General features: G+C 40.5%; 23 protein-coding genes, 1 pseudogene and 1 riboswitch. Of the genes and pseudogenes, 17 read left to right on the top strand and 7 right to left on the bottom strand.

Annotated features, from left to right (window positions below; genetic code table 11):
* The first annotated feature begins 1,308 nt into the window (after positions 1-1,308).
* The 6 genes from RG959_RS14735 to RG959_RS14710 all read left to right on the top strand — a co-directional run bounded on the left by RG959_RS14735 (position 1,309) and on the right by RG959_RS14710 (position 5,133).
* Positions 1,309-1,743 (top strand): hypothetical protein, encoded by a 435-nt coding sequence (locus RG959_RS14735; RefSeq protein WP_342797746.1) that lies wholly within the window; start codon positions 1,309-1,311, stop codon positions 1,741-1,743.
* Positions 1,744-2,351: 608 nt separating this feature from the next.
* The gene (locus RG959_RS14730) at positions 2,352-2,609 is read left to right on the top strand and encodes an ABC transporter (RefSeq protein WP_342797745.1); all 258 of its coding nucleotides are present in this window, start codon (positions 2,352-2,354) and stop codon (positions 2,607-2,609) included.
* Positions 2,610-3,143: 534 nt separating this feature from the next.
* On the top strand, positions 3,144-3,422 hold the full coding sequence (locus RG959_RS14725) for a colicin immunity domain-containing protein (protein ID WP_483298892.1): 279 nt from the start codon (positions 3,144-3,146) through the stop codon (positions 3,420-3,422).
* Between the two features lie 591 nt (positions 3,423-4,013).
* On the top strand, positions 4,014-4,247 hold the full coding sequence (locus tag RG959_RS14720) for a hypothetical protein (RefSeq protein ID WP_342797743.1): 234 nt from the start codon (positions 4,014-4,016) through the stop codon (positions 4,245-4,247).
* Between the two features lie 53 nt (positions 4,248-4,300).
* Positions 4,301-4,627, top strand: a complete 327-nt coding sequence (locus RG959_RS14715; protein ID WP_342797742.1) for a hypothetical protein — start codon at positions 4,301-4,303, stop codon at positions 4,625-4,627.
* A 77-nt stretch (positions 4,628-4,704) separates the two neighbouring features.
* Positions 4,705-5,133, top strand: a complete 429-nt coding sequence (locus RG959_RS14710; RefSeq protein ID WP_342797741.1) for a hypothetical protein — start codon at positions 4,705-4,707, stop codon at positions 5,131-5,133.
* A 7-nt stretch (positions 5,134-5,140) separates the two neighbouring features.
* Here the strand turns inward: RG959_RS14710 and RG959_RS14705 are convergent, their stop codons facing one another.
* Entirely contained in the window at positions 5,141-5,713 is a 573-nt protein-coding gene (locus tag RG959_RS14705) for an S-layer homology domain-containing protein (protein ID WP_342797740.1), read from the bottom strand.
* A 253-nt stretch (positions 5,714-5,966) separates the two neighbouring features.
* Between RG959_RS14705 and RG959_RS14700 the strand changes: the two genes are divergently transcribed.
* Positions 5,967-6,950, top strand: a complete 984-nt coding sequence (locus tag RG959_RS14700) for a tRNA dihydrouridine synthase (RefSeq protein WP_342797752.1) — start codon at positions 5,967-5,969, stop codon at positions 6,948-6,950.
* A gap of 260 nt (positions 6,951-7,210) precedes the next feature.
* Here the strand turns inward: RG959_RS14700 and RG959_RS14695 are convergent, their stop codons facing one another.
* The 4 genes from RG959_RS14695 to RG959_RS14680 all read right to left on the bottom strand — a co-directional run bounded on the left by RG959_RS14695 (position 7,211) and on the right by RG959_RS14680 (position 11,039).
* Positions 7,211-9,223, bottom strand: a complete 2,013-nt coding sequence (locus tag RG959_RS14695; protein ID WP_342797739.1) for a methyl-accepting chemotaxis protein — start codon at positions 9,221-9,223, stop codon at positions 7,211-7,213.
* A 510-nt stretch (positions 9,224-9,733) separates the two neighbouring features.
* Positions 9,734-10,198: a DMT family transporter gene (locus RG959_RS14690; protein WP_342797738.1), complete on the bottom strand. Its 465-nt coding sequence runs from the start codon at positions 10,196-10,198 to the stop codon at positions 9,734-9,736.
* A gap of 11 nt (positions 10,199-10,209) precedes the next feature.
* Complete coding sequence (locus tag RG959_RS14685) at positions 10,210-10,638, bottom strand: DMT family transporter (RefSeq protein WP_342797737.1); 429 nt, start codon at positions 10,636-10,638, stop codon at positions 10,210-10,212.
* An 86-nt stretch (positions 10,639-10,724) separates the two neighbouring features.
* Positions 10,725-11,039 carry an ArsR/SmtB family transcription factor gene (locus RG959_RS14680; RefSeq protein ID WP_242237831.1) on the bottom strand — a complete coding sequence of 105 codons (315 nt, stop codon included), beginning with the start codon at positions 11,037-11,039 and terminating at the stop codon, positions 10,725-10,727.
* A gap of 344 nt (positions 11,040-11,383) precedes the next feature.
* Between RG959_RS14680 and RG959_RS14675 the strand changes: the two genes are divergently transcribed.
* From RG959_RS14675 to RG959_RS14655, 5 genes and pseudogenes are all read left to right on the top strand, one after another.
* Entirely contained in the window at positions 11,384-11,986 is a 603-nt protein-coding gene (locus RG959_RS14675; RefSeq protein ID WP_342797736.1) for a class I SAM-dependent methyltransferase, read from the top strand.
* Positions 11,987-12,015: 29 nt separating this feature from the next.
* Positions 12,016-12,612 carry a hypothetical protein gene (locus RG959_RS14670; protein ID WP_342797735.1) on the top strand — a complete coding sequence of 199 codons (597 nt, stop codon included), beginning with the start codon at positions 12,016-12,018 and terminating at the stop codon, positions 12,610-12,612.
* Positions 12,613-13,076: 464 nt separating this feature from the next.
* A complete protein-coding gene (locus RG959_RS14665) occupies positions 13,077-13,439 on the top strand; it encodes a MerR family transcriptional regulator (protein WP_342797734.1) in 363 nt (120 codons plus the stop codon).
* An 830-nt stretch (positions 13,440-14,269) separates the two neighbouring features.
* Positions 14,270-15,322, top strand: a pseudogene (locus RG959_RS14660) (flavin-containing monooxygenase).
* A gap of 239 nt (positions 15,323-15,561) precedes the next feature.
* The gene (locus RG959_RS14655; RefSeq protein WP_342797733.1) at positions 15,562-16,470 is read left to right on the top strand and encodes a cation diffusion facilitator family transporter; all 909 of its coding nucleotides are present in this window, start codon (positions 15,562-15,564) and stop codon (positions 16,468-16,470) included.
* 78 nt (positions 16,471-16,548) lie between these two features.
* Here the strand turns inward: RG959_RS14655 and guaC are convergent, their stop codons facing one another.
* Positions 16,549-17,532: a GMP reductase gene (gene guaC / locus RG959_RS14650; protein ID WP_242237841.1), complete on the bottom strand. Its 984-nt coding sequence runs from the start codon at positions 17,530-17,532 to the stop codon at positions 16,549-16,551.
* Positions 17,533-17,615: 83 nt separating this feature from the next.
* A riboswitch (purine riboswitch) is annotated at positions 17,616-17,715 on the bottom strand.
* A 352-nt stretch (positions 17,716-18,067) separates the two neighbouring features.
* Here guaC and RG959_RS14645 point away from each other — a divergent pair.
* Complete coding sequence (locus RG959_RS14645) at positions 18,068-18,817, top strand: SDR family oxidoreductase (protein ID WP_342797732.1); 750 nt, start codon at positions 18,068-18,070, stop codon at positions 18,815-18,817.
* A 93-nt stretch (positions 18,818-18,910) separates the two neighbouring features.
* Here RG959_RS14645 and RG959_RS14640 read toward each other — a convergent pair whose 3' ends face one another.
* Entirely contained in the window at positions 18,911-19,747 is an 837-nt protein-coding gene (locus RG959_RS14640) for a helix-turn-helix domain-containing protein (protein WP_342797731.1), read from the bottom strand.
* A gap of 214 nt (positions 19,748-19,961) precedes the next feature.
* On the opposite strand from RG959_RS14640, the gene RG959_RS14635 reads away from it, so the two are divergent.
* From RG959_RS14635 to RG959_RS14620, 4 genes are all read left to right on the top strand, one after another.
* Positions 19,962-21,167 (top strand): Gfo/Idh/MocA family protein, encoded by a 1,206-nt coding sequence (locus RG959_RS14635; RefSeq protein WP_342797730.1) that lies wholly within the window; start codon positions 19,962-19,964, stop codon positions 21,165-21,167.
* Positions 21,168-21,412: 245 nt separating this feature from the next.
* The gene (locus RG959_RS14630; protein ID WP_251271872.1) at positions 21,413-23,170 is read left to right on the top strand and encodes a sensor histidine kinase; all 1,758 of its coding nucleotides are present in this window, start codon (positions 21,413-21,415) and stop codon (positions 23,168-23,170) included.
* Positions 23,167-24,243 (top strand): response regulator transcription factor, encoded by a 1,077-nt coding sequence (locus tag RG959_RS14625; RefSeq protein WP_342797729.1) that lies wholly within the window; start codon positions 23,167-23,169, stop codon positions 24,241-24,243. The genes RG959_RS14630 and RG959_RS14625 overlap by 4 nt, the downstream gene beginning before the upstream one ends.
* Positions 24,244-24,330: 87 nt before the next feature.
* Complete coding sequence (locus RG959_RS14620; RefSeq protein WP_483298891.1) at positions 24,331-25,611, top strand: ABC transporter substrate-binding protein; 1,281 nt, start codon at positions 24,331-24,333, stop codon at positions 25,609-25,611.
* The last annotated feature ends 34 nt before the right edge of the window (positions 25,612-25,645 follow it).

Genomic DNA, 25,645 nt, shown 5'->3' with positions numbered 1-25,645 from the left:
ACACGGCCGTTAAGCTCTTCAGCGCCGATGGTAGTTGGGGGTTTCCCCCTGTGAGAGCAGGACGCCGCCAGGCAAAACAAGAGAACAGCGAAAGCTGTTCTCTTACTTTGGAATTATATTCCATTATCCAGAATATGGTTTAAGGAAAAGCTATAAAGAAAAGTTAAGGTACTGCAACAGTCACCTCCTTTTATATAGATAAACACCACCTGAAAAAATTTCAGGTGGTGTTTTTGTATCTGGATTGCTATTTCCTGTTTTAGGAACGTAAAATTAAGTCTTCTTATTTAGTTAAGCGCGGAGCTTTCGATAAGCAAGACGTTGAGAATATATCGCTGTGACTGCATTACACACAGCTGTTACGCGTACGGAAACGAGGAAAATCAGCAATCTGGTCGCATTCTACAATGGCGTTTTGAATAAGATTCTTGACCGTTTCGCACTTGAAAATTGTGTACATGTGCTTACAGAAGAAGCGTAGTTAAACGCACAAAAAAGGCCGCGGAAAGATCCGCAGCAAAAAAGTATGTAATAATGGGTTGAAACGCTTTGGAGGTGGCAGGGAACTACGACAACTATTAGTTTACCCGCTCCAAAGCGAAGAAAAACCAAATAAATAAAAAAAGCTGCGGAAACAGCGCCGCAGCAAAAGACAAGACATAGGGCAGGGGGTTTAAAGTGAAACCTTGTCTCAGAATACTTACCTCCTATGAAGAAATTTAAACAACAAAGCGAAAATTTGCGAAATCACGCCGCGACGGGCGCTACGCATAAAAAAAGGCCGCGGAGGGAGTTCCGCAGCAAACAGTATCGTATATGTAAAGAGGTTAGGAGGTGGTATTGGTTAACACAATTAATCCTTTACCCGCTGTGCCGAGAAGATAAACTACAAAGAAAAAATTTATACTGCCATATAAGTGTTAAAATTAGAGTCATATGAAGGCATTAAACAATGACAAAACGCAAGAAAAAGCACAGCAAACAGCCTTCGCAGGTGCCGACGCTAGATGACCGACATTACCTTGCGACAGAACTTATGATAAAGCCGTATTATGACCAAAAATGCAATCGCTTGTAGGACAATACGAATAAAGAGAAGCAGCGGCAGAGTGACCGTTGCTTTTTGTCAGCGCTGACCCCCAAGTATCCCTCTGAATATGCTGCATCTGCTGCCTGGAATTTACGCGCCACAAAAAACTTTTTGCTATTTTTCACCGCAAGTTTGATATAAAAAGGAATAGCCTTCCTATGTATGAATTTAATACTGCTTGTCTACACTTATCCAAACAGAAAAGGGAGACGATAAATGTGATTAAAGCAGTAAATGTTAAAATGATCGGTGCGCTTATTGTATTCAGTTTAATAATAGCATTAATCGTGTTTGTATCTGCGAAAGAGCCGGCGCAAGAATATCGTGGTACAGTAGACGAAGCTTTATCGGAGAAATTTACTCAAACATTTCGGTCAAATTTTGCAAGCAACGATGGCATTGCATTGTTTGACCGAGTTGAAATCGTGCCGAACCAGCATGTCGCAAAGATATATTCGACTATAGCGTCAACAGACGATGATGCAGTGCGCCAATTGGCCGTTAATAAACTTGGCTCGATGGTAGTCAATCATTATTACTATTATGCGGAGTATCGTGCTTTGACAGACTTGAACGATATTCATGTCTACGGGAGTGATGGTAAAAATCTTGGTTATACATTCAGCGATTCGCTATTGACGACGGATCAGTAATGACAGGGCAGCCATCGGTTTAACAGTCGGTGGCTTTTTGTGCGCAATATTTTTTACTCTGATCTTATTATCATACTTACTGCCGCACCATCTGACTCGGTTGTTGCCGGGGTAACGTTGCCTTGTCCAATTGTCCATGAGCCGCGGTGTGGCGCTGTTTTCGAAAAGTGTTAAATAGAATAACCCCGCAGGATTAAACCAGGCGGGGCTTTTTCTATGCCTGAGTGGATCGCCTTGCTTTCCGCAATTAAATTTATCATGTTACTGCGGTCGATTAGTCTCACGTTAAGCCGTTCTGCACAGTTGCAGGTGTTTTTGATGAACGTATTATTCGTTATGCCCCACATGCCTCATTTGTTCGATAATACCCTTTAGCAGCGCTTACTTCCTGGAAAGCTTTCACTCCGACAGCGCTGCCATATCGCTTCGCTTGGACTGTGATGGTCCGGTTTTTCTTGCACAGCAGTAGAAACAAAATATTTCAGGGTATATCAGGGCCTTTTATTAATACTTTTTTAGCTTCTTTGTGCGTTTCTCCTTAACGAACTTTCAAGCAGCCACGTATTATATAGTAGGACAATTAGTCCTATGAAAGGAGGTGGGCGTCTGTGAGTACGAAACATTTTACATGTAGCATTTTTGATATGTTCTTAGGGTTTTTAGTGGGTGTAGTATTACTGCTGCTAACGGTAGGGGGGGCAACACCTGTAATCCCTGGTTTCTTCTCGCTCCTTGGTCTAGAAACCATTGGTGCTACTTTCACCCTCATTATTGCAATACTCAGCTTCCTTGCTTCTCTTCTCTTTGGTCTATGCATATTTAAGAGAGTTTGGCACTGTTGCTTTGGGAAAAAAGGCGGATGTTAATGGATAATTCCAGTCCTATCAGTATCTGTAATCACCTTTATACGATGAATCATCACTTATATCCAGAGACAGTGGGTAACCGGTAAGGAGCAGGAAGTTCGCTGGTAATGTGACCATTTGTGGCTACGAAAACAGCTTTTTTGTAAAGAATATAACCAAATGTATGACCATGATAGTCTACTTAAAAAGAGGTGTTCTAATTGGGCAGCTCTTTTTGTATATAAATTATTTGGACTTATTCTAACTTTGCAAGCGTGAAAAAGCCTTCCTAGATGAATCATAGGAAGGGGTCAATTTTTTGCTATTTTTATTTGTACTGTCACCGTATGATGAATTAACATTGATTCCAAATACTCAAGAATCATACTGGCAGAAATACCATGGAACAATGTCAACTTTTTGTTATTTAAAACTGCCGTTTACAAGTTCAATAACAGAAGTTGGGTAGATCACGAATTTAGCAGGGTTAAAAAGTTTATCTGGCAATTATTTCGTATAACTTATGTGGCTGATCTAAAACAAGGAGTTGAAATGTTGGAAAACAAATATAAAGAAATAATGGAGAAATTCCTTAACGGCAAAATGTCAGCCGATGAATTTCAGACGCAATACCAAACAAAGTTTTTAGAATGGAATGATCGAATGGATGAAACTCAATTTAAGATTCTGAATGGGGTATTTGAGGCAACAGACTGTTATTGGCACGAGTGTCTTCCAGGTCAAGAAACTGCCTTTGAAATTTCTGAACAACAACTAAGAAAAGAAGTAACCGAGGCATTAGTCAAATTAAATAACATGTTGGATAATCATTAATCTTATTCAATTAACGGGGAAGGTTAGCTGAAGAAGGTACAAATTACTCATAAACAAATTTATATTTTTCTGAGATGCTTAAAGGCATTGGAAATCATTGAGGCATAAAATGAAGAAAAACATTTTAACGTATACTATTTATGGACTGCTTTTAGTAAGCATAATTATTATATTATTCATGGCACATAAGGACATTGATAGTTCTTTTTCTTTTGCATTTATAATCGGCTATATCATTTTTCTTTTTCTCTCTGTTTTTTATTTCATGATTAAGATAATTATCAATATGAAAAAATTGAAAGGGATCGAAATAAGAAAAAGAGTGTATAAATTTATTGCTTATTTTGTTTTCCTTAGTGGGTTCGCTTATATTGCTGATTATATCTTTAAATCAGTAGAATTCGATTTGTATAACATAGTTTCTAACTCCCTAGGTTTATCTTTTGGACTCGTTTTTCTTGACCTAGTCTTTTCTAAAAAGAAAACCGGTTAAAGTGTTGGTGCGATTTTAATTCTTCTTCAACTAGCGGGCAGGCTAACTCAACAAAAAACTTGATTCTATGTACCCTTGAAGATAAGGATGGTGAAAACTTGAAAAGAAGATTTTCAATTGAAAAAACAGAATGGTCCGATGAAAGAGAAAATCAGTATAAACAGGACTGTTTAGAAATGGTTTTTAAATTTGGGGATAAGATGGAAACCAAGAATGATACAGTATATATAATCAAAAATAGAGGGGGAATAAAAATAGAAAAACCTTTAAAACATAAAACATTTTGGTATGAAACGTGGTTGAAGTTAAAGGATTTTTACTATATAGATTGAATATCTTCTTGTTTTGCTAAAGGGATACTTTAATTAAAGGACTGTTTATCAAAATGGAAAAAGCATTGGATTTTTCCTGGGAACAGAAATCACTGATCTGGAGCCGCTTTGTCGGACCAAACGGAAGAACACAGGAAGAAGCTAGGCATTTCGTAGAAGTCTGCGAAACGTTTGAACTGAACCCGATTCTTGACGATATTGTGTTTCAAAAATACGAAACGAGACAGGGGGCACGTACAAATTTTATCACCATAGGGGACGGCCTGCTTCGTATAGCGGCCCAGGATCCCAATTATGTCGGCGCTCCTTGTGCAGCGGAAGTAAGAGAAGGGGATGAGCTTGAGCTTATTCCATCTGAAGGAAATGTACGGCATTCGTAAACTTTGCCGAATACTTTAAAACCAATGCATACTCACAGCGAGATAGCGGGAAAGGCGGCTCCTCTATTTAGGATGCCATGCCGAGTGCCGCAATCGTTAAAGTGGCCGAAGTGCTCGTCTTAAGACGCCAGTTTCCGCTCGGCGGCCTTTATACAGCTGAGGAAATGGGGCTGGAAGAGTTTAAAAGTGGACAGGCAGATATTGTTCCAGACCATCAACAGAGTCCTGAAAGCCATACATCTGAATTTGCATCGCCCGTTCACGACCAAGAGGCAGTGAAAGACTCGCCTGCAGATGAAGAACCAAAAAGCGGCCTAACAGAAGAAAGCCAGCCGAACCCTGTTGAGGAAACAGATTCAAAAGGCTTTGTTTTAAAACACTACGATTCCGGTGTATCACCGAGCGGCATTCCATACGCCAAGCTGTATGTGGTCGATCAGGAATCAAAGAAAGAAAAACTGGTTCTCGCCAAAGGAGAAGAATCCGTTGAACTTACCCGCCATTGACCTCTTGCTAAATTCTCCGTTGTATCAAATCTCTTGTTTGATTTTCACTGAATAATGCCACGTTTTTTACAAGCAAGTTTACAGGTTCTACATAGCGGCCTGTTACATCTGTGAATTTACTCGATGCCTCATTTCCGGAAGCATCACCAAGCCGCCCTTCGCCAAACGACCTGAAAAGGATGATGGCTGCTTCACCCCGTGTAATGTTGTCTGCAGCTCCAAAGTACAAACCCGACTTGCCGTTGACAATTCCATGATATTTAGGAGCTGCCACTGCTTGAGCTGCGCGAGCCGGCACATATTTAAAATTCGTTTTAGGGACATTGCTCTGGCCATCAAGTGCCAAGTATTTGTGCATAATAACGGCAACATCCGCTCGCTTAATTGGATGTTCTACTCCAAATATTTGATCTGTACCCATGATATCCAAATTGTCATAAAGGAATTTTACAGCTTCTTCGTAGATTGTCCCATTTACATCAGTGAATGGTGCTGATCCTTCCTGTAACGGTGACTCTATTGCGAGCGCAGGGTTGACAGTCTCTTCTGCAAACACTGGAAAAATGGATGATGCAAACACTGTCCTTGCTAATAATGATGCAGCTAAAACGTTTAGAGGTTTTTTCATATTTTGCTGGTTGATGGAATGGATTTTAGCAGGAGATTATTTTGGTTATACAGAGATTGTGAAGTTAAAATAAACATTTCCGATCAGTTTGATAAAAAGTGCTTAAGCATGGTATAAGTGTAAAAGAAGCAGGGACATTTTGCTTTTTAATTTTGGGATAAGGGTTTGGCCTGGTATCCCATGATGAGAGGATTTGAATTTGAATATGACAGATAATTTTTGGCGTGATTTACCACGACCTTTTTTTATACTGGCACCAATGGAAGATGTGACGGATGTTGTTTTTCGCCATGTAGTGAGTGAAGCAGCCAGACCTGATGTGTTTTTTACAGAGTTTACAAACACGGAGAGCTATTGTCACCCAGAGGGGAAACATAGTGTGCGTGGGCGTTTGACTTTTACAGAGGATGAACAACCGATTGTAGCCCATATATGGGGGGATAAGCCTGAATACTTTCGGCAAATGAGTATTGGTATGGCGGAGCTCGGGTTTAGGGGTCTGGATATCAATATGGGCTGTCCTGTACCTAATGTGACACAGAATGGGAAGGGAAGCGGTCTTATCCGTCGCCCAGAAGTTGCAGCAGATTTAATACAAGCAGCAAAAGCAGGGGGATTGCCCGTAAGTGTAAAGACAAGGCTTGGTTACACGGATGTAGACGAATGGCAGGACTGGCTAACACACATATTGAAACAAGACATTGTTAATCTTTCCATTCATCTGCGTACAAGAAAGGAAATGAGCAAAGTAGATGCTCATTGGGAGCTAATCCCGGAGATTAAAAAACTTCGTGACCAGGTGGCACCAGACACACTCTTGACGATCAATGGAGATATCCCTGACCGTGAAACTGGCTTAAAGCTCGCTCATCAATATGGTGTTGATGGGGTTATGATTGGGCGAGGTATTTTCAATAATCCATTTGCCTTTGAAAAGCAGCCGAAAGATCATAGTAGTAAGGAACTGCTCGATCTCTTAAGGCTGCATCTGGATCTCCATGATAAATATTCAAATTTAGAGCTGCGGCCGTTCAAGGCTCTTCATCGCTTTTTTAAGATATATGTGAAAGGATTTCGAGGGGCGAGTGAATTAAGAAATCAATTAATGAGTACAGAGTCAACAGATGAAGTGCGTGCATTGCTCGATAACTTTGGGTCAAAGAATCTTGAGGGGATGGGGGAACAGTAGAAGTGTCCCAATTCGGGGTAAAAGCGAAGTAGGACGTTAAACTGGTGTGCCCCCCAAAAATTTAGAGTTTATACTAAGCAGTTGGAGAATTTCAAAGATTTCTTTTTAATAACCAAGTTGTTAGCTAAAGAGAGAAGTGAGCAAAAGAAAAGCGCTGTTCCTTATTTTCAAGGAACAGCGCTTTTTTGCTTGGCTGCTGAGGTAATAAATATCTCCTAAGCGGATTTCACCTTTGCTGTATATTTTCATTAAGCTATTTCTTACATTTTAAATTCGTTCACTGTTTCTTGTAAGTCGGTTGCAAGTTTGCTTAATTCATGAATAGACTTTGTAATCTCTTCAATGGAATGCAGCTGAGCCTCGGCGGAAACAGCCACTTGACTTGCGCTGGCTGCTGTTTCGCTGGCGATGCTGGAAACTTCTTCAACAGATGCAGTGACTTCTTCAGCACTAGCAGAAATCTCTTCGGAAGTAGCTGAAACTTCTTGTATTTGTTCCGTTACTTTTTGAACAGACCCAAGAATCTGCTCGAAAGCTTCTCCTGCAGTAATGACTACACTATAGCCGCTTTCAACTTCTGATTTGCCTTTTTCCATGGAAGTCACCGCTTTAGCTGTGTCTTTTTGAATGGTACTAATCAAGTTAGAAATCTGGTTCGCTGACTTTTTGGACTCTTCCGCCAGCTTCCGCACTTCTTCCGCTACAACCGCAAATCCTTTTCCTTGTTCGCCAGCCCGTGCTGCTTCAATTGCAGCATTTAACGCCAGAAGATTTGTTTGATCGGCAATTTGTGTAATGACATCTGTGATTTTTCCAATTTCCTGAGAATGTTCTTCCAGAAGCTTAACCGTCCCTACACTTCCGTTTACCGTTTCAGCGATAAGTTTCATTTGTGCTGTGACTTGTTCAAGTGCTTCATTTCCTTTTTGAGCATTTTGAGATGCAGTAACGGAAGATTCCGAAACCATATTAGACCCTTCAGCAATATACTGAATTCCTCTCGCAATTTCCTCGGTCGCTTTTGCAGATTCTTCCGTACTGGTCATTTGAGATTCTGAACCTGATGCCACTTCCTGAATAGCATCGGCTACTTCTTTTGTTGTCTGGGCTGTGTATTCAGAGCCAGCTGATAGCTGCTGGGTAGATGCTGCTAAATGCTGGGATGAATCATTAATCTTCATGAGAACACTGCGGAGAGAATCAATCATTTGGTTAAAGCTTGTCCCCAGTTGTCCAATCTCATCCTTTGTTTTTACATCTACACGCTCTGTTAAATCTCCGTTGCTTACTTTTTCAGTTACTGTCATTAAACGGCTGATAGGACGGAGAATAGAACGAAGAACAAAGAATACAAACAAACTTCCAGCAATAAGGGAAAGAGCTAAAGTCAATAAAGCACTGTTCCATATCGATTGAGAGGCATCTATAAACTCGGATACTTCCATTGTTCCTGCCACTTTCCAGCCGGTCGTTGGATTGGTTAGGAAAACCATGTCCTTCGCAATACCTTCAAATTCATATTCAAAATGCCCTTCATTGGAGGCGAATAATGGACCACTAATCTGGCTGTCTAATGTTTCACCCGGTTTTACGGTTGGATGAAAAACGATTTTTTGATCACCATCCATAATAAAAGGATATCCTTTTTTTCCGATAGTGGCCTGGGATACAATATTTTTTAAATAGTCAATTTCAAGGTCAAATCCAGTAACGCCGCTTCCATCTTTAAGAGCAGAGGCAATTGTAACAACCATTTTTCCAGTATAAGCATCTACATAAGGAGATGTGACAATGGCTTCTCCTTTATGTTCCATTGCCTGTTTGTACCAGACTCGCTCCCGAGCATCAAAGCCTTCTGGGGTATCAAGAGCCGGTTCCATTATAAATGTTCCATCGTTAGTACCAACATAGGCAGAGAGGACACCTTCTGTGGTATCAGAGAAAGCAGTAAGCTGACTTCGAAGAGTTTTGTGAGTTGGATCTTTAAATAAATCCTGATCCATCCCGTTCACTAAAAAACGAGTTTGCTCCATTTTTGCTTTAAAAGCAGCGTCTAATACGTCACTAAGTAACTGAACATTGGTTTCTGCACTGTTTGTAATCTCTCTTTGTATGCTTGTTTTTGCTTTGTCATAAGAAAGAGAGCCAATAATTAAGCTTGGAATAATCAAAATTAATGCAAAGGATATAATCAGTTTATTTTTAAGCGATCCAGCGAACAAGCGATTCCCTTTTTGAGACAACTCTTTTCTTGCTGTTTTTTTCGTCCTCATGTTTTTCCTCCTAAATGACTATAAAATGATGATAATTTAGACAAAATATATAATGCTAACCAAGGCTTTGCTACTAGTTTTATCGGCTGTTTTTCTTTTAACTTGAATACATAGCTGGTTATAATTTTTTAAGGTCTCACTATGGTTAAATTACTACTCAAAATTGCTGAGACAGGGGGGGGACGTTGTTCTTTTAAGCATAAACAGATTCAAACAGGTATAGTCCCATTCTGTTAGAATAGGCTATACCTGTTTGAAGTATTAAGGCGAAAATATACAAAGAATTGAAACAAGGGAATGGTGTATAAGGGGCCCAGTGACCTTAGAAGAGGACAGGGAAGGGAGATCAATCCTGCGAAGCATTAAGGAATTTAGAAAAGGGCTTCATTAAAAATGCGGCTCGTTTTTTGTTCGACGAATGAAAAGTTTAGTTGAATAAAAATATGTTGATCTTATAAAAAACGCTGCTCCTTTTTTCCGGTTTGCAGCGTTTTTCATTATTCAAGCATGTTATGCACGGGTTTCTTCACTGGAGCGTTTATTTCCTTTATAGATAAAATAAAGAGCAATGATCATAAAGAGTAAGGCAAAAGAGCGCTTCAAATCAAAAGATATGACCAAACTGCCAAACCAGCCAAAATGATCAATAAGCATACCAATGACAAGCTGACCAATAATACCAGCAATATTGGTTGCAATGACCCCAATTCTTGGAACAGCCATGACAGTGAAAAGCAAATACATCGTACCTAAAAAAGCGGCACTTAATTGCCATTTGGGTGCTTCTAGTATTCCAAGCACATTTCCTTGACCAAAAAACAAAATAAAAATGGCAAGAAACATAGATCCAGTGATAAAGGTCAAAAATGTCGTTTCTATTGTTCCGGCTTTTCGACTAAGTGTTCCATTGATAGACGATTGGGCGCTTAATGTAATGCCTCCTAATAAGGTGAATAGAATCATGAATATACCCATTTTTAGGCCTCCTAGTTTATTAAAATAAGCGCCATAATCATTGAAATAACGGCAAATATTTTTTCTTTATTGATTTTGGTTTTTTTGCTGCCAAGCCAGCCATAATGTTCAATAACCATACTCATTACCAATTGACCAATAATGACTGCAACCATGGTGATTCCAACACCAACAAATGGAACACTAATCACGATAGATGTTAAATATACAACTCCTAGAACGCCTCCTAGTATGGACCATTTAGGTGCTTCCACCGCATATGAAAGTTTACCTTTTCCAAAGAATAACCATAATAATCCCATGATGATTGAGCCCATAAAGAAGTTATAAAAGCTAGTTTCGAGCTGTCCTATTGCTTTCCCTAGTTCAGCGTAGATAGCTCCTTCAAAGCTAAGGGCGGATCCTGCTAATAACGCTAGTATATATGCGAAGTAACGCACGAGATAAATCCCTCCTTAATATCTTTATAATTATATATCTAGAATAATCGATATAAAACGTCGTAAAAAAACAGAAATCAATCAACTCAAATTTCTGTTTTAAAATATTCAGCTAACTGATGAATGGCTTCTTCATTTCGTCTATAATAGGTCCATTGACCATAACGAACTGATTCAAGCAGACCCGCTTTCTGCATCATGTTTAAGTAATGGGAAACGGTAGATTGAGAAGCTTTGGCTTTTTCTTGAATATCCCCTACACATACTCCCCCTTTGATACTAACCTCCTTTGGCAGGTGAGCGCCTTGTTTAGGGAAGTGCTTCTCTGGTTCCTTTAACCAGTGTAAAATGTTAAGTCGGGTTTCATTTGATAACGCCTTAAATACATCGATTGGTTCCATGCTTACTATTGTATATCGATTTTTTTCGATATGTCAACCGAGAAAAAGGGAAATGACTATAGAGAATGAACGATTTAAAGCCAGAGAATATGTTTATATCAAAGAAATGAGAAAGATTGTTCAGATAGCTGCAGAATGAGAAGTCACCCTAAAAGCAGAAGTTTGCGCTTTGCCCAGGCAAGCATGATTGAATATACATAGGACGCTGTTCTTTAACAAGGTATTTCCCTCATTACTGCCCGGTTCTTTGTCCATTTTGCAGGAGAACCTTTGAATTTGCAGTAAGTGTTTTATATGTTGTTTTTAATTCCTTAACAAAGTGACCAGGATAGGAGAGCTTCAGTATGTCTAAACAAACAGAAATCATTAAAAGACGATACAACCGAATTGCTCCGGTGTTTAACACGATGGATAAAATGGTCCGCCCCTTGTGGCGCAAAGAAATGCTTGCAAGGGCAGAAGGAGAGGTACTAGAGGTTGGGATTGGCACAGGTGCGAATCTCCCTTTTTATCCTTCTGCGGTAACCTGCGTAACAGGGATTGATTTCAGTTCTAAAATGATAAATCTGGCCAAAGAAGAAGCAGAAAAAGCCCCGGTTCCTGTTAAACTAATGGAGATGGATGCAGAAGAGATGGATTTTCCTGATGCATCCTTTGATACCGTCGTTACAGCATGTGTTTTTTGTTCAGTACCTGATCCGGTTCAGGGATTAAAAGAAATAAAGAGAGTGTTAAAGCCTGGTGGCAAAGTGTTGATGCTTGAACACATGCGTAGTGAACATGTTGTTCTTGGCAAGCTGATGGATATTATAAATCCCATTACTGTCAGGATGTGGGGCGCTAATATTAATCGAAAAACAATAGAGAACATACAAGCTGCCGGCCTGAAGGTAAAGCAGGAAAAACAGCTGATGGGAAGTATCGTTCGAGAACTTACATTACGATGAAATAAAAATAGTGAAAAGGATGAGGGAAAATGCCTATTAAAAGACTGTTTCAGAAAAAAGATCAGGCAGCATTGTTTTGGCAATGGTTTAAGGAAGTACAACAGGACTATTACCAGTTGTCTGAAGAAAATTATGAGCCATTGCTTAACCAGCTTGAGAAAAAATTGCGCAAGGTGCACAAGGATCTTGCATTTGAATTTAGTGCGGATCTGATAAACGGAAAAAGGGAATTTATCATCAGTGCAGACGGTGTGGAAGAATTATTTCCCGTTGTCAGAGGATTAGTGGATCAAGCCCCAAATCTGAATGGTTTCGACATTATCGCTTTTCGCCAGCCGTCTGGGGAGGGCTGTCATATTTCGATTGACGGGCTGACACTGACCGATGAAGATGTATATTTCGATTATCTGTATGACCCAGAAGCAGAATTGGTGGATCTCAGGTTTTTCATCAAAGGGTTTGATGCAGAAAATATGGCGTACGATCAGGCAGTTTTTATTATGATGGACACTGTGCTTGGTGAGTATGATGCCGCTACGAAAGTAGGCAGTACTGAAATGCAAAAGCTGCATGAAAAAGAAGGCCTTTATTCGATTAGCGAACTGCGAAAACAGGTTATACGATAAACTTTCTTCGTAATGAGCAAGATTTAAAGAGAGTGAGGTTTTTAATTTCTTTGTTAAATTAAAAACCTCACCCTTTTTAATAAAGCTGACACGTCAATTTTCTTATTTTGTATAATTTTCCACATAGAAGTCTACAAGGCAAACTAACTGAAAAAAGCCAAAATCCGTTTTTTATTTTGGCTTCTGGATTTCCTTCTCGTAAAATACTTGTGATCAGTTTCTAACGGTTTTAAACCAGCATAAATCCCCACCTAGTTATTGTGTAAATAGGAGGAGTCTCTGGCCAATAACACGAGGAAATATCTATTGTTATGAGCAGATGGTTTAGATAAAGTGAAAATATGGGTAAATTTACTAACAAATATTGATACGCATCGCAAAGGTTTTGATTGAATTCTCTTAGAAAGAAATGAAAAGCAGTATTCAATCCAAACTGGAGGTGTCCTATCTGAAAGGAGAATAGCATGTATTCGATAGGTGAATTTTCCAAGTTATGTGGTACCTCTGTTAATACATTGTATTACTATAGTGATATTGGCCTGCTAAAGCCGTCTTACATTGATCCTTCAACAAATTATCGATATTATGGCCGTGAGAAAATTCAAGTTATCAATAAAATTAATATTTTAAAAAGCTGTGATATGTCTTTAACAGCCATTAAGGAGTTAATTGAGAACGGAAATCTCAGTAAACGAAAAACATTACTGAAAAGTAAAATGATAGAGCTGGAGGACTTAAAAAAGCATATTGCCCGGCGAATACAAGAGATGGACAAACTTAAACAGCAAATGGAATTGAAGCGCACCCCAAAAGTTAGACACAACTAACCATTGGGGTGCACTTTTAAGTGATGCATTGTAAGTAAAATAAGCTCCTAAAACACATTAATCTACAGCTGGCTTACCCATTAATCCGAATCTTCTTCTTTGAAATTGATTTTGTAGCCAACCGCGTTTATCGGACATTTTGTAATGACTTCTTCCATATACTCCGGAGAATACCGGGTATCTTCACTCAGCCGCCACTTTACGACTCTAATATAAGCAGAGGAGATAAAATGTAATATAAAATCTGCAGGAATGTTCAGGTTGTTTAAATCTCTGACAATAACTTTAAAATTTTTTTATTCACTTTTCCATTTCGAAGATGAAAAGAAATGTTGAGCACCTCCATCAATTCTTTTAAATAAGCATGGCTAATTTGTTCAAGCAGGTCACATCTATCTTCATAGTGCAGGTGAAAAGCAGCCTTGTTTATCCTGTTATTGTTTTTTCAATGCCAATCCTGATCATGGCGTCGGAAATGCTGCCTAACATCACAAGGCGTTGGTTACAATTGGAGTTATTGGGCTTGTTTCTTTGCTGCCGATGGGGCTGTCTGTTCTAAAGCCGGGCAAAAAATCTAAGGGAAACACTAAAGATCATAACCAAACAGCAACAAATTTTTAATTTATTAAAGAAACAAATTTGTGAATATTCCACCAAGAGACTGATGAGCTCTGGTGGAATTTTTGCTTTCAAAAACATTCTCATATATAGTTGAATATTCACGTTTATCCAAAATTTGATTATAATAGAAGTATCTAAACGTTCAAATGATTATTTGAATGTTTAACTAAGGAATGATGAAGGTGTACGAAAGAAAAGGAGCCGGTTGGATGTATAACACAGTCATTATTGGTGCAGGACAGGCAGGACTCGCAATGGCGTATCATTTAAAGAGACTCGATCAGCCTTTTATCCTTTTAGATCGAAGTGAGGATATTTGAGACGTGTGGAAAAGCAGATATGATTCGTTAACCTTATTCACACCGAGAATGTACAGCGCCCTGCCTGGACTGCCGCTGAAGGGCGACCCACACGGCTTTCCTGCAAAGAATGAAATGGCTTTTTACTTGAAACGTTATGCGGAACAATTCCGTTTTCCAGTTCATCTGCAGGCAGAAGTGGAAAGTGTATGGAAGGAAAGGGATCGTTTATGCATCCAAACAAATGGCCAGACGTATGAAGCAAGCAGTCTTATCATTGCTTCTGGTCCTTTCCAGACACCTTTCATTCCGAATTTTGCCCAAAAGCTTTCACCAGACGTTCTCCAGATACATTCTTCTCAGTACAAGAATCCGGCTGGTTTGCCTGAGGGAAATGTGCTGGTAGTAGGCGGCGGTAACAGCGGGGCTCAAATCGCAGTAGAACTGTCTAAGACAAGAAAAACATACTTATCTGTCAGCCAAAAGTTACGATTTTTACCGTTGAAAATAGGAAAGAGGAGTATTTTTTGGTGGCTTGATAAAATAGGAGTATTAGATGCTCCACGTGATTCATGGGTAGCAAGAAAGATTCGCAGCAGCGGCGATCCTATTTTTGGCTCAGAATTAAAGCATGCATTGACATGCGGAACAGTGATGCAAAAGAGCAGAACGGTCGGGGCGGAGGGAACGGCTATACAGTTTCAGGATGGTTCTACGATTGATGTGCAAAATATTATCTGGTCCACAGGATTTGTTTCGGATTATGCGTGGCTGAAAGTAAAAGGTGTACTCGATGACAAAGGATACCCTGTTCATCAAAGAGGCGTTACACCAGTGAAAGGGTTATACTTTTTAGGCCTGCCCTGGCAGCACCGGCGCGGTTCGGCTCTTCTTCAAGGCGTAGGGGAAGATGCCAGGTATATAGCTGAACATATACAAGAATACAAGAATGTAATGAAATAGTAATTTCTTCATAAAAGAAGATGATCGTTCTTTTATTCATTCTAAAGACGATTACCTGCAGTGTAATGGTATAAATGAATCTGCTTAAAAAGGGAGAAATTCCGCTGCAGCAAGACCATGGGAGAAGGGTCTTTCATATGCTAGCTAATAATAGATCAGCTGGTTTGTATTTGAAAGAAAACCTGTCAGCTCTACTATGTAGAGAGAAGGCTTTTTAATCATAAGAGGTGAAAAAAAACATGGGACATTCACATGGGCACGGACATCATCATGGAAGCAGCAATAAAACGGCCCTAAAATGGTCGTTCTTCTTAATTACTTCTTATATGATCATAGAGTTAATAGGCGGATTTTTAACGAACAGTCTGGCACTGTTGTCGGATGCGGGACATATGCTGAGTGATGCAGCGGCACTGGGCCTAAGCTATGCAGCGATAACGATCGGGCAAAAAGCAGCATCAAACCGAAAAACGTTTGGCTATAAACGCTTTGAGATACTGGCGGCTTTCTTAAATGGTCTTACGCTTATGGTGATTTCTCTTTATATTTTTTTTGAAGCGTATGAGCGTATCACGAATCCGCCGGAAGTCATGAGTTCTGGAATGCTCATCATTTCAACACTTGGATTAATCGTGAACATCGCAGCGGCATTTATTTTGATGAAAGGTGACAAAGAGGAAAACTTAAATGTTCGAAGTGCTTTTTTGCACGTTTTAGGCGATATGCTCGGTTCTTTTGGAGCGATCGTAGCTGCCCTGATGATGATGTTTTTTGGCTGGAATCTGGCTGACCCGATTGCCAGTTTGATCGTGGCACTTTTAATTGTAGTGAGTGGGTACCGGGTTACAAGGGATTCCGTTCATATTTTAATGGAAGGAACGCCATTGAGTGTAGATATTGATCAGGTTAAAGAAAAGCTTCTTTCTCTGAGTGAAGTAAAAGGAGTCCATGATCTGCATGTGTGGTCTATCACGTCTGATTTTCCAGCGCTCAGCTGCCACTTGGTTGTAAGTCAGGATGGAGATGGGCAGGATGTTTTACTTAAAGCGAAAAAGCTGCTTCATGACGAATTCGAACTACACCATGTAACCATTCAAATTGATAAGGAAGGCATCACGAAGTGTTCAGCAGACGGCCACTGTAATTAAGAGATAGTGAGGGACTGCGAAAAAGTAAAACAAAAGGCCAGCCGAGCAGCCTGGCTGGCCTGTGTTCTTCAAACAGCTTTAATATACTTTGTCACCGTTGAAAATGGAATTCTTCACAATTACATAATCTACATTGCGGATTGCGGACAGCTTATTTCCACCAGCATAAGAAATAGAAGACTGAAGATCCTGCTCCATTTCCGTTAACGTATCCTGCAGGGCGCCTTTGTATTCCACATGCATTTTTTTGCCTTCGACATTTTTTCTTTCCCCTTTTTGAAACTCAGAAGCTGATCCAAAGTATTCTTTATACATCTTTCCGTCTTGGACAACTGTTTCTCCAGGAGATTCTTCATGTCCGGCAAACAGGGAGCCAATCATCACCATTGATGCGCCAAAGCGGACGGATTTAGCAATATCCCCGTGTGTACGGATACCGCCGTCTGCAATAATCGGCTTGCTCGCTGCTTTTGCACACCATCTCAGCGCAGCTAACTGCCAGCCGCCTGTTCCAAATCCAGTTTTAATTTTTGTAATGCATACTTTCCCAGGTCCGATGCCCACTTTTGTCGCATCCGCGCCCGCATGCTCTAACTCGCGCACCGCTTCAGGTGTTCCGACATTCCCGGCAATTACAAAGCTTCCAGGCAGATGCTTCTTAATATGCTGAATCATATTGATGACCGAATTGGCATGACCGTGTGCGATATCGATCGTAATATATTCAGGTGTAAGATTTTCTTCTGCTAGGTTTGTGATAAACGTGTATTCTTCTTCTTTAACCCCGACACTAATAGAGGCATATAAGCCGCGGGATTGCATGTCTTTCACAAAATCGAGCCGCTTCTCAGGCTGGAAACGGTGCATAATGTAAAAATAATTATTTTCCGCCAGGTAAACAGCAATCTTTTCGTCAATAATCGTCTGCATATTAGCAGGCACAACAGGCAGCTTAAATGTCCGGCTGCCAAACGTAACACTTGTATCGCATTCAGACCGGCTGTTTACAATCGATTTTGCTGGAATTAACTGAATATCCTCATAATCAAATACATTATCCATTTTGAACACTCCTAAATAGGTTTTTTCTTAATTATTTCCTTATTCCTTAGAAAACAATAAAAAAATCCTGACTACAAATGGGTTCTCTAAAGACACCCATTCGTAGTCAGGATTTTACGGATCCTAGTAGAAACCCTCAAACCATATTATTGAGGATATACGAACGTAAGCGGTACTATTCATGTTTTCTAACAATATTGATATTAGGATATATTTATTTTTCTGTCAACTAAAAGTTCGTGTTTTTTGAAATTATCATCTTCATGTACACGTTATCATTAAAAATAATTGAAAAAACACGAACATTAAAAAGGGGAGATAGATTTATTAATAATGTTATCTTGCCGCTTAGTAAACGATGCGGCTTTCACATTGATGGGGTAATGATGTAGACGTGCCCATTAAGACGAAATTCTGTTTACGAATATTTGGCAGAACAAAAGGAGATTCCTTCGACAGGAAAGGCTTTTTAATTGGCATTATCAAAGAAAGGAGTAAAATGAAAGCATATTAAAAACAGGAAAGAAGGGTATCGATGAATTTATCGGGAAATACAGTTCTCATTACAGGTGGAGCCTCGGGAATCGGCCTTGCTTTTACGAAGCGTTTTATTGAAGCAGGCAGTACAGTTATTGTGTGCGGAAGACGGAAGAGCAAGCTGCAGGAGGCAAAGAAAACATTTCCTGATATCATCACCCGCGTGTGTGATGTCACACAGGAAGCGGATCGGCTATCTTTATTTGAATGGGTGACGGCTGAGCATCCTGAAGTGAACGTCCTTGTCAACAATGCAGGTATTCAGCAGCGCTTTAATATATTAGAAGCAGATGCAGCTCAGAACTGGAGCTATTTTAGCAACGAAATCACCGCAAACATGGAAGCACCGATTCACCTGTCTATGCTGTTTGCTCCGTACTTTGCGAAAAAAGAGAATGCAGTTATTATGAATGTTATGTCTGGCCTTGCTTTTACACCGATGGCCATCGCTCCTATTTATTCAGCAACAAAAGCAGCGCTTCATTCATTCTCTATGAGCCTGAGACACCAGCTGTCGGAAACATCTGTTCAAGTCATTGAAGTTGCACCGCCAGCTGTAAATACAGATTTAGGCGGCGCAGGCCTTCATACATTCGGGATTCCGGTCGATGAATTTGCGGATGATATTTTTAAAGGGCTGGCGGAAGGAAAGCAGGAAATCGGCTACGGCACCTCTGAAAAAGCTTTGCGCATGTCGAGAGATGAAATCGATGAAGCGGTTAAGAATATTTATAACCGCGTGAGATAAAGGAATAAGCAGATAAAAAAGCACGTCAATGGTTAAAAACAATAGCCATTGACGTGCTTTTTTGCAGTTTACTTGTACATTTCAGTTGCTTTCTCAAATAGTCAGATTCCGAAATTCCGTCGGAGTAAAACCGACTTTCTTATAAAAAATGTTAATGAACCCTGAACTGCTGCTGTAGCCCACTTCAAAGGCGATATCAGACACAGAAAGACTCGTTGTTTTTAATAAACCTTTGGCCGTATCAATCCTATTTTTTGTCGCAAACTCGATTGGAGCATATCCGGTTTCGGTTTTAAAGACATGGGAGAAATAATAAGGGCTTAAATTCACATGCTGCGCAATTTCTTTTAAAGTCACCTGCCTGTTTATATTCGCTTTAATATAGTGAATGGCTTGATCGACAGGAGAGGTTTCATTATACTGTTTTTCTTGTTTTGCAGAAAGGCTATTAATCATTGTGTAAATCGTACACGTACAGTCCGAAACAGACATTTCCTGTTCATTTTGATAGGTGTAAATCATCTGGTACAGCTGCTTTCCGATCTCGATATTGCGTTTGTGCTGAAAGAAAAACCCATGCTGTTTCATAATATAGCGGCATAATTCCTGGGAGTTAGGCCCGTCAAAATGTATATAGATAAATTCCAGTCCGTCAGAACCGTAATAATGATGAGGCTCACGGCAGTCAAGCAATAGGATATCGCCTTTTTTAGCCGTCACCGACTTATCTCGATAATTTACGTGAAGTTGTCCGCTGCGAATATACATCAATAAGAGATAAGGGAAGTAATCCCGCTTAATACTGTAGTCAGCATTGCAGTAATAATGGCCGCAGCAGATTAAATGATAGTAATGTTTTTTGATAGTTTCAGAAGGGGTGAAAAAGTAATAATGCGAACCTTTCGCTACCCCGGTTTCATTCAGCAGCACGGGATCACTCCTTTTTATCGTGTTTAAAATCATTTTATGATTACGCTTACATAAAAGCAAGAATAATGAACAACAAAGCAATCCTGCGTATTTTTGATTTTTTCCCCTTTTATTATACTAAGCATGTAAAGGCGGTAACAGTAAATAAAGCATAAAAAGCTTATTGATTTTCTGCAGCAATAATAAAAAACACAATCATAAAAGGGAGGAATGTATGATGTTGAATGGAGAGAAAAAAATCGCACGACCGCTTCGCTGGGCAATGGTAGGCGGAGGAAGGCTCAGCCAGGTAGGGTACAAGCACCGCACGGGAGCACTTAGAGACAACACAGCTTTTCAATTAGTGGCGGGCGCATTTGACATTGATCCTGCCAGAGGAAAAGAATTTGGCATCAATCTCGGTGTAGCGTCCGACCGCTGCTACGAGGATTATGAAACCATGTTTGAAGAGGAAGCGAAACGAGAAGATGGCATTGAAGCCGTGTCTATCGCAACACCGAACGGCACGCACTATGATATTACAAAAGCGGCCCTGGAAGCAGGTCTCCACGTAATCTGCGAAAAGCCCTTATTTTTCACAACTGAAGAAGGACTAGAGATTAAAGAGCTTGCAGAAGAGAAAGGGAAAATAGGGGGCGTCACGTATGGATTCTCCGGCAACCAAATGGTTTTGCAGATGCGGGCGATGATTGAAAAAGGGGATATTGGCGAGATCCGCATGGTAGAGCTGCAGTATACACATGGCTTTAATGCAACAGATGAAGCGGATAAATACAGCGATGCACAAAAGTGGCGTGTGGACCCGAAGATTGCAGGGCCAAGCTTTGTCTTAGGTGATCTTTCGACTCATACGTACTACATGTCACAGTTAATCCTGCCCAACATGAAGATTAAGAAACTGCTTTGCGACCGTCAAAGCTTTATCAGCAGCAGGGCTCCATTGGAAGATAATGCTTATGTGCTAATGCATTATGAAAACGGGGCAGTAGGCAGACTATGGACGTCTTCTGTGAATGCAGGGTGTATGGATGGCCACCGAATTCGCATTGTCGGTTCAAAAGCAAGCCTGGAATGGTGGGACAGCAAGCCGGGCGAACTATCATATGAAATTCAGGGGCAGCCTGCGCAAACACTGATCCGGGCGATGCCTTACCTCGACGAAACTTGCAATGCAGATGAACGCCTGGGTGCTTTACACGTAGAAGGCCTGTCTGACGCATGGGCAAACATTTATCTTAAGTTTGCGATTGCCATGGATGCAAAAAATCGCGGTGATCAAGAAACGCTGGACAATCTTGTTTATCCGGATATTGACGCAGGAATCGAAGGCATCCGCTGGATTGAGCATTGTGTACGTTCGGCTGACCAGGGTGCCGTCTGGGTTGATTTTAAATATGAACAGGAAACACAGTTCATCTGATTTTTCAAAGCCAAATCTTGCTTAAGATTTGGCTTTTTTGCTTTGTAAGCTGATAGAGATAAGCAGCAAAAGCATCGATGGGGTTCGGTTACTGAACAGATAAAGAGATGGAACATGCTGGAGAACGGGCTTGTGAGACGCTGATTTAGTGACAGCATGGTTTAAGAACGATTCCATAAAAATCTATTTCACAATGAGAATGAGAACGATTACAATAAAAGAAATTTAAAGAGGGAGGGTGCCATGTGAAACATGTACTAAAAGAGATGGGGCATTATTTTAAATTAACGGTTTTAAACAGCATTCAGCGAAAATTAATGGGAACACTGCTGCTTGTCATGATGGTTCCGCTTATTATCTTTATGTTAATTTCTACACAGATTTCAAGAGGAACCGTAGAATCCTCAGAAATTAGTTCAAACAAATCAAGAGTGGAGCTTTCTGGCAGTTACCTGGAAGAGCAAATACGCTGGTATGATGAATTTTTATTTGATGCCCTTGTCGATGAACAGCTGGTGCCCAGCATTTCCTCAGTTGAAGATATTAATACCGTTAACATTTTTAACAGACAGTCGTACATAAAAGACAAGCTTTTTGGACTATTCAATGGCCGGGATGATACGACCTCGGCATCTCTTGTTTCATTTGAAGAAAACCAGCTTTACAAAGTAGAAAGCAACGACTTTTTCGTTTTTCCTTATCTTGATTCACCGGTTCCGCCCCAAAACAAAGAGGCTATTTTTGGTGTAGACCAGAAAACAGGCAGCTTTTCTTTTGAGAGGTATATTTACCGCTTTGAAGATCAAAGAGCTGTCGGAAAAATTCAAATCAACGTTTCATTTTCTTTTATGGATCATATTGCAGAAAACCTGAAAAGCAACGAAGGCGAACACATTTTGCTTTTAGATTCAAAAGGGAACGCGCTTTACAATCCGGACCATATCAATCTTACAAAAGCATTCAGCCGTCAATTGGCAGAGCGGGCCGAACATCGGGCGTACGCGATTGAAAAAGAAAACTATTATTTTCTGCAGCCGATCATGGATGGAAAATTAACCATTTTAAAAATGGTGCCGAAAGAAGTGATGCTTACAGGAGCTGTGCATATTGGCCGGTCTGGTCTATTCATTTTGATTGTCTCGATGATCTTAACAGCTATATTGTCCGTAGTAGTATCAAACCAGGTGGCAAGACCAATTGTTTCGTTAACGAAAGCGATGGAGCGTGTGGAAGAAACCGATTTTCGTGTAGAGATGAAAGTGGAGCGCACGGATGAGATTGGTATTCTTCATCGTAAATATAAAGAGATGATCGACCGGATACGGGATTTGATCGAAAAAAATTATAAGCGCGAACTGGAAACAAGAGACGCTCAATTTCTGGCTTTGCAGGCGCAAATCAATCCGCACTTTCTTTATAATACCCTTCAAGTAATTGGGGGGATGGCCGTCAAAAACGGGGCAGGCGATATTTATAAAATGACACAGAAGCTGGCGCTCATGTTCCGCTACATTACCAATAAGCAGGGCGATCTTGTACCGCTTCGGGAAGAAATCTCCCATTTGAAAAACTATTTATATATTCAGCAGGTCCGTTTTGGAGAAAAAATTTCGGTTCAGCTGTTTGTAGATGAATCCATTAACGAAGCCTTGATTCCACTTTTGTCTCTTCAGCCGATTATTGAAAACTCTTTTAAGCATGGCTTTGAAACCCAGGTGGAGCAAGGGGTCATCAAAATAGATATCCAGGAAATTTTCGATGAAATTGAAATTACCATCGAGGACAATGGAGCAGGTATGAGTGAAGAACGGCTTCGGGAAGTCAGAAAAAAACTGCAACAGGAGGGATTCTCTGAACAGCGGAGCATTGGACTGAAAAATGTGGATGCGCGTATCAAACTATATTTTGGCAGAGAGTACGGCATTGATGTGGACAGCGAAAACTCCTATTACACGAAGGTTACCATTCGAATTCCATCAAAACAAAAGGAAGTGGCAGCATGACAACACTACTCATTGTCGATGATGAGCATTGGACACGGGATACAGTCAAAACACTTGTGGATCAAGAGCTGTGGGGGATCAGCCAGCTGGATGAAGCTGAAAATGGGGAACAGGCTATTGAGAAAATACAGAAGAAGTGCCCGGATATTATCATAACGGATATGAAAATGCCGGGAATAGACGGAATTGGCCTGCTGGACGTGTTAAAAAACGACTATCCGGAAATACCGGTGATTGTGTTAAGCGGCTATCAGGATTTTATGTATACACGCCAGGCAATCAAAGCAAAAGCCGTTGAATACCTGCCAAAACCTGTTGATGGAGAAGAGCTCAACCAAGCGCTTGGAAAAGCTATTATGGAAAAGCGAAAACTGGAACAGCAGCAGATCAGCTATCCATTGTTTGCCTCCAAACAGCCCGCCATTTCATCCTTATTGGATCCTTTTTATGCTACACTTGCGTTTTCCTTAAAAGAGTTGAATGAAAAACAGTTCGAATCAACCGTTGAGCAGTTTCTCGCAGAGCTTCCCGAAAATTTAAAGCAGAATGAAGCCTTTCATTTCCGTTTTCACCAGCAGTTTCTCGTGTTAATGGAAGAAGTGATGAAACAGCATAATGCCACGCTAGAAGAGCTGGGGTTTGAACGAAAAGATTTTATGTACGATCCCGCGGTCCCGATCGAAACAGAACTGATCAATGTGCAAGCGGTCGGGAAAACCGTTATTCAGAAAATAAGGGAAGGAGCCAGACAAAAAACACGGATTAATTTGGACGGTATTAAGCACTATATCGAAGAAAATTATTCTTCCCCCGAATTGTCGCTCGGCATGATCTCCAAAAAGTTTTATATCAGTAAGGAGTATTTAACGACCGCTTTTAAAAAGAAGTTCGGATGCAATATTACCGAATTCATAATCGAATACCGTATGAATAAAGCAAAAGAGCTGGTCCAAACAACCACTCTTCAATATAAAACGATCAGCAGCATGATCGGCTATGAAGATGTTTCTTATTTTTACCGGCTGTTTAAAAAAGTCCATGGAAGTTCACCAGGATCGGTGCGAAAAGATTAACATAATACAAATGTAAGCGCTAATATTGTCAATTCACCAAGCGTTAAAAACCGATTATGATTAAAAAAAAGCAAAGGGGAGCTGAAAATGAAAAAAGCGCTTACACTACCGATTGTATCTGTTTTATTTGCTGGAATGCTGGCAGGTTGCAGCGGGGACAGCAGTTCCGCGGGTGGTTCGTCATCTGGTGATTCTGACCAGGTAGAGCTGAAAGTATTTATTGGACAGCCGCGATTCAAAGAACAATATGAAACTTACATTGACCAGTTTGTGGCTAAGCAAAAAGAAGAAGAAGGCCGTGACGTAACCGTAAAACTGGAGCTTCCAAGTGTAAACGAGGCAGACGAGCTATTGAAAACCCGCCTCGCTTCCGGCGACAGTCCGGATGTGTTCGCGCTTCATGCGGTCAACGATATTCCTGTTTACGATAAAGCGGGATACTTAGAAGATCTATCAAATGAGCCATTCGTTGAAAAGCTGTATGATACGGTATCGCCTGCGGTAACAAAGGATGATCGTGTGCTGGCTGTACCGCTCGAAACGCTTCAATGGGGTTACATTTACAATAAAGACTTATTTAAAAAGCACGGCGTAGAGCTTCCAACGACGCTCGAAGAAATGAAAGCGGTTGTAAAAAAGTTTGAAGATGCAGGTGTGACACCATTTATTAATGCTTACAAGGATTCTTACATTCCACAATTATTCCTGCCATTGACGGTTGGAGCGCTGGAAAGCACGACCGATAAAGGATTTGTCGAGAAAATGAATCAAGACAAAGCGTCATTTGCAGAGTTAAAAGATGACATGTTCCCAATTATCGATCTGGTTCATGAACATGGCACCGATCGTCCATTTGAAGTCGGGCAGGATCAGGGAGCAGCTGCTTTTGCCGCAGGTGAAGCAGCTATGTGGGTACAGGGTCCATGGATGGCAGAATCGTTAATGTCTACTAACCCTGATTTTAACTTTGGGGTAGCGCCGCTACCTATTAATGATGACCCAAATGCCACTTTGATTAATCTGGGTACATCTACATCCCTGGCCGTTTCAAAACAAAGTGAAGTAAAAGAGGTAGCGAAGGACTTTGTGAACTATGTGCTTGATGAGCAGGACTCGAGTGAGTTTTATGAAAGCCTTGGCTTTAATCCGGTTTCAGATGTTCATACATTTGAGCCTTACCCGTGGCTTGTAGATTCAACGAAATATGTAGAAGAAGGAAAAGTCTATCAGGATCCATTAATTCCGGCTGCCGTGAAATCAGCTTCTGAAAAATTAATGCAAAGCTATTATGCAGGCGATGCATCGAAGAAAGAAGTGATGGAAGGTCTTGACCAGGCATGGCAGGAATACAACAAACTAAACAAATAATGGGTAGTGGAAAGACAGCTCACAGCTGTCTTTC

Origin of the sequence: Domibacillus sp. 8LH (assembly GCF_038806185.1) — a bacterium.
GTDB lineage: Bacteria > Bacillota > Bacilli > Bacillales > Domibacillaceae > Domibacillus > Domibacillus indicus_A.
Note: the sequence above shows the minus strand (reverse complement) of the source record. Positions and strands in the feature narration are given on the sequence as shown.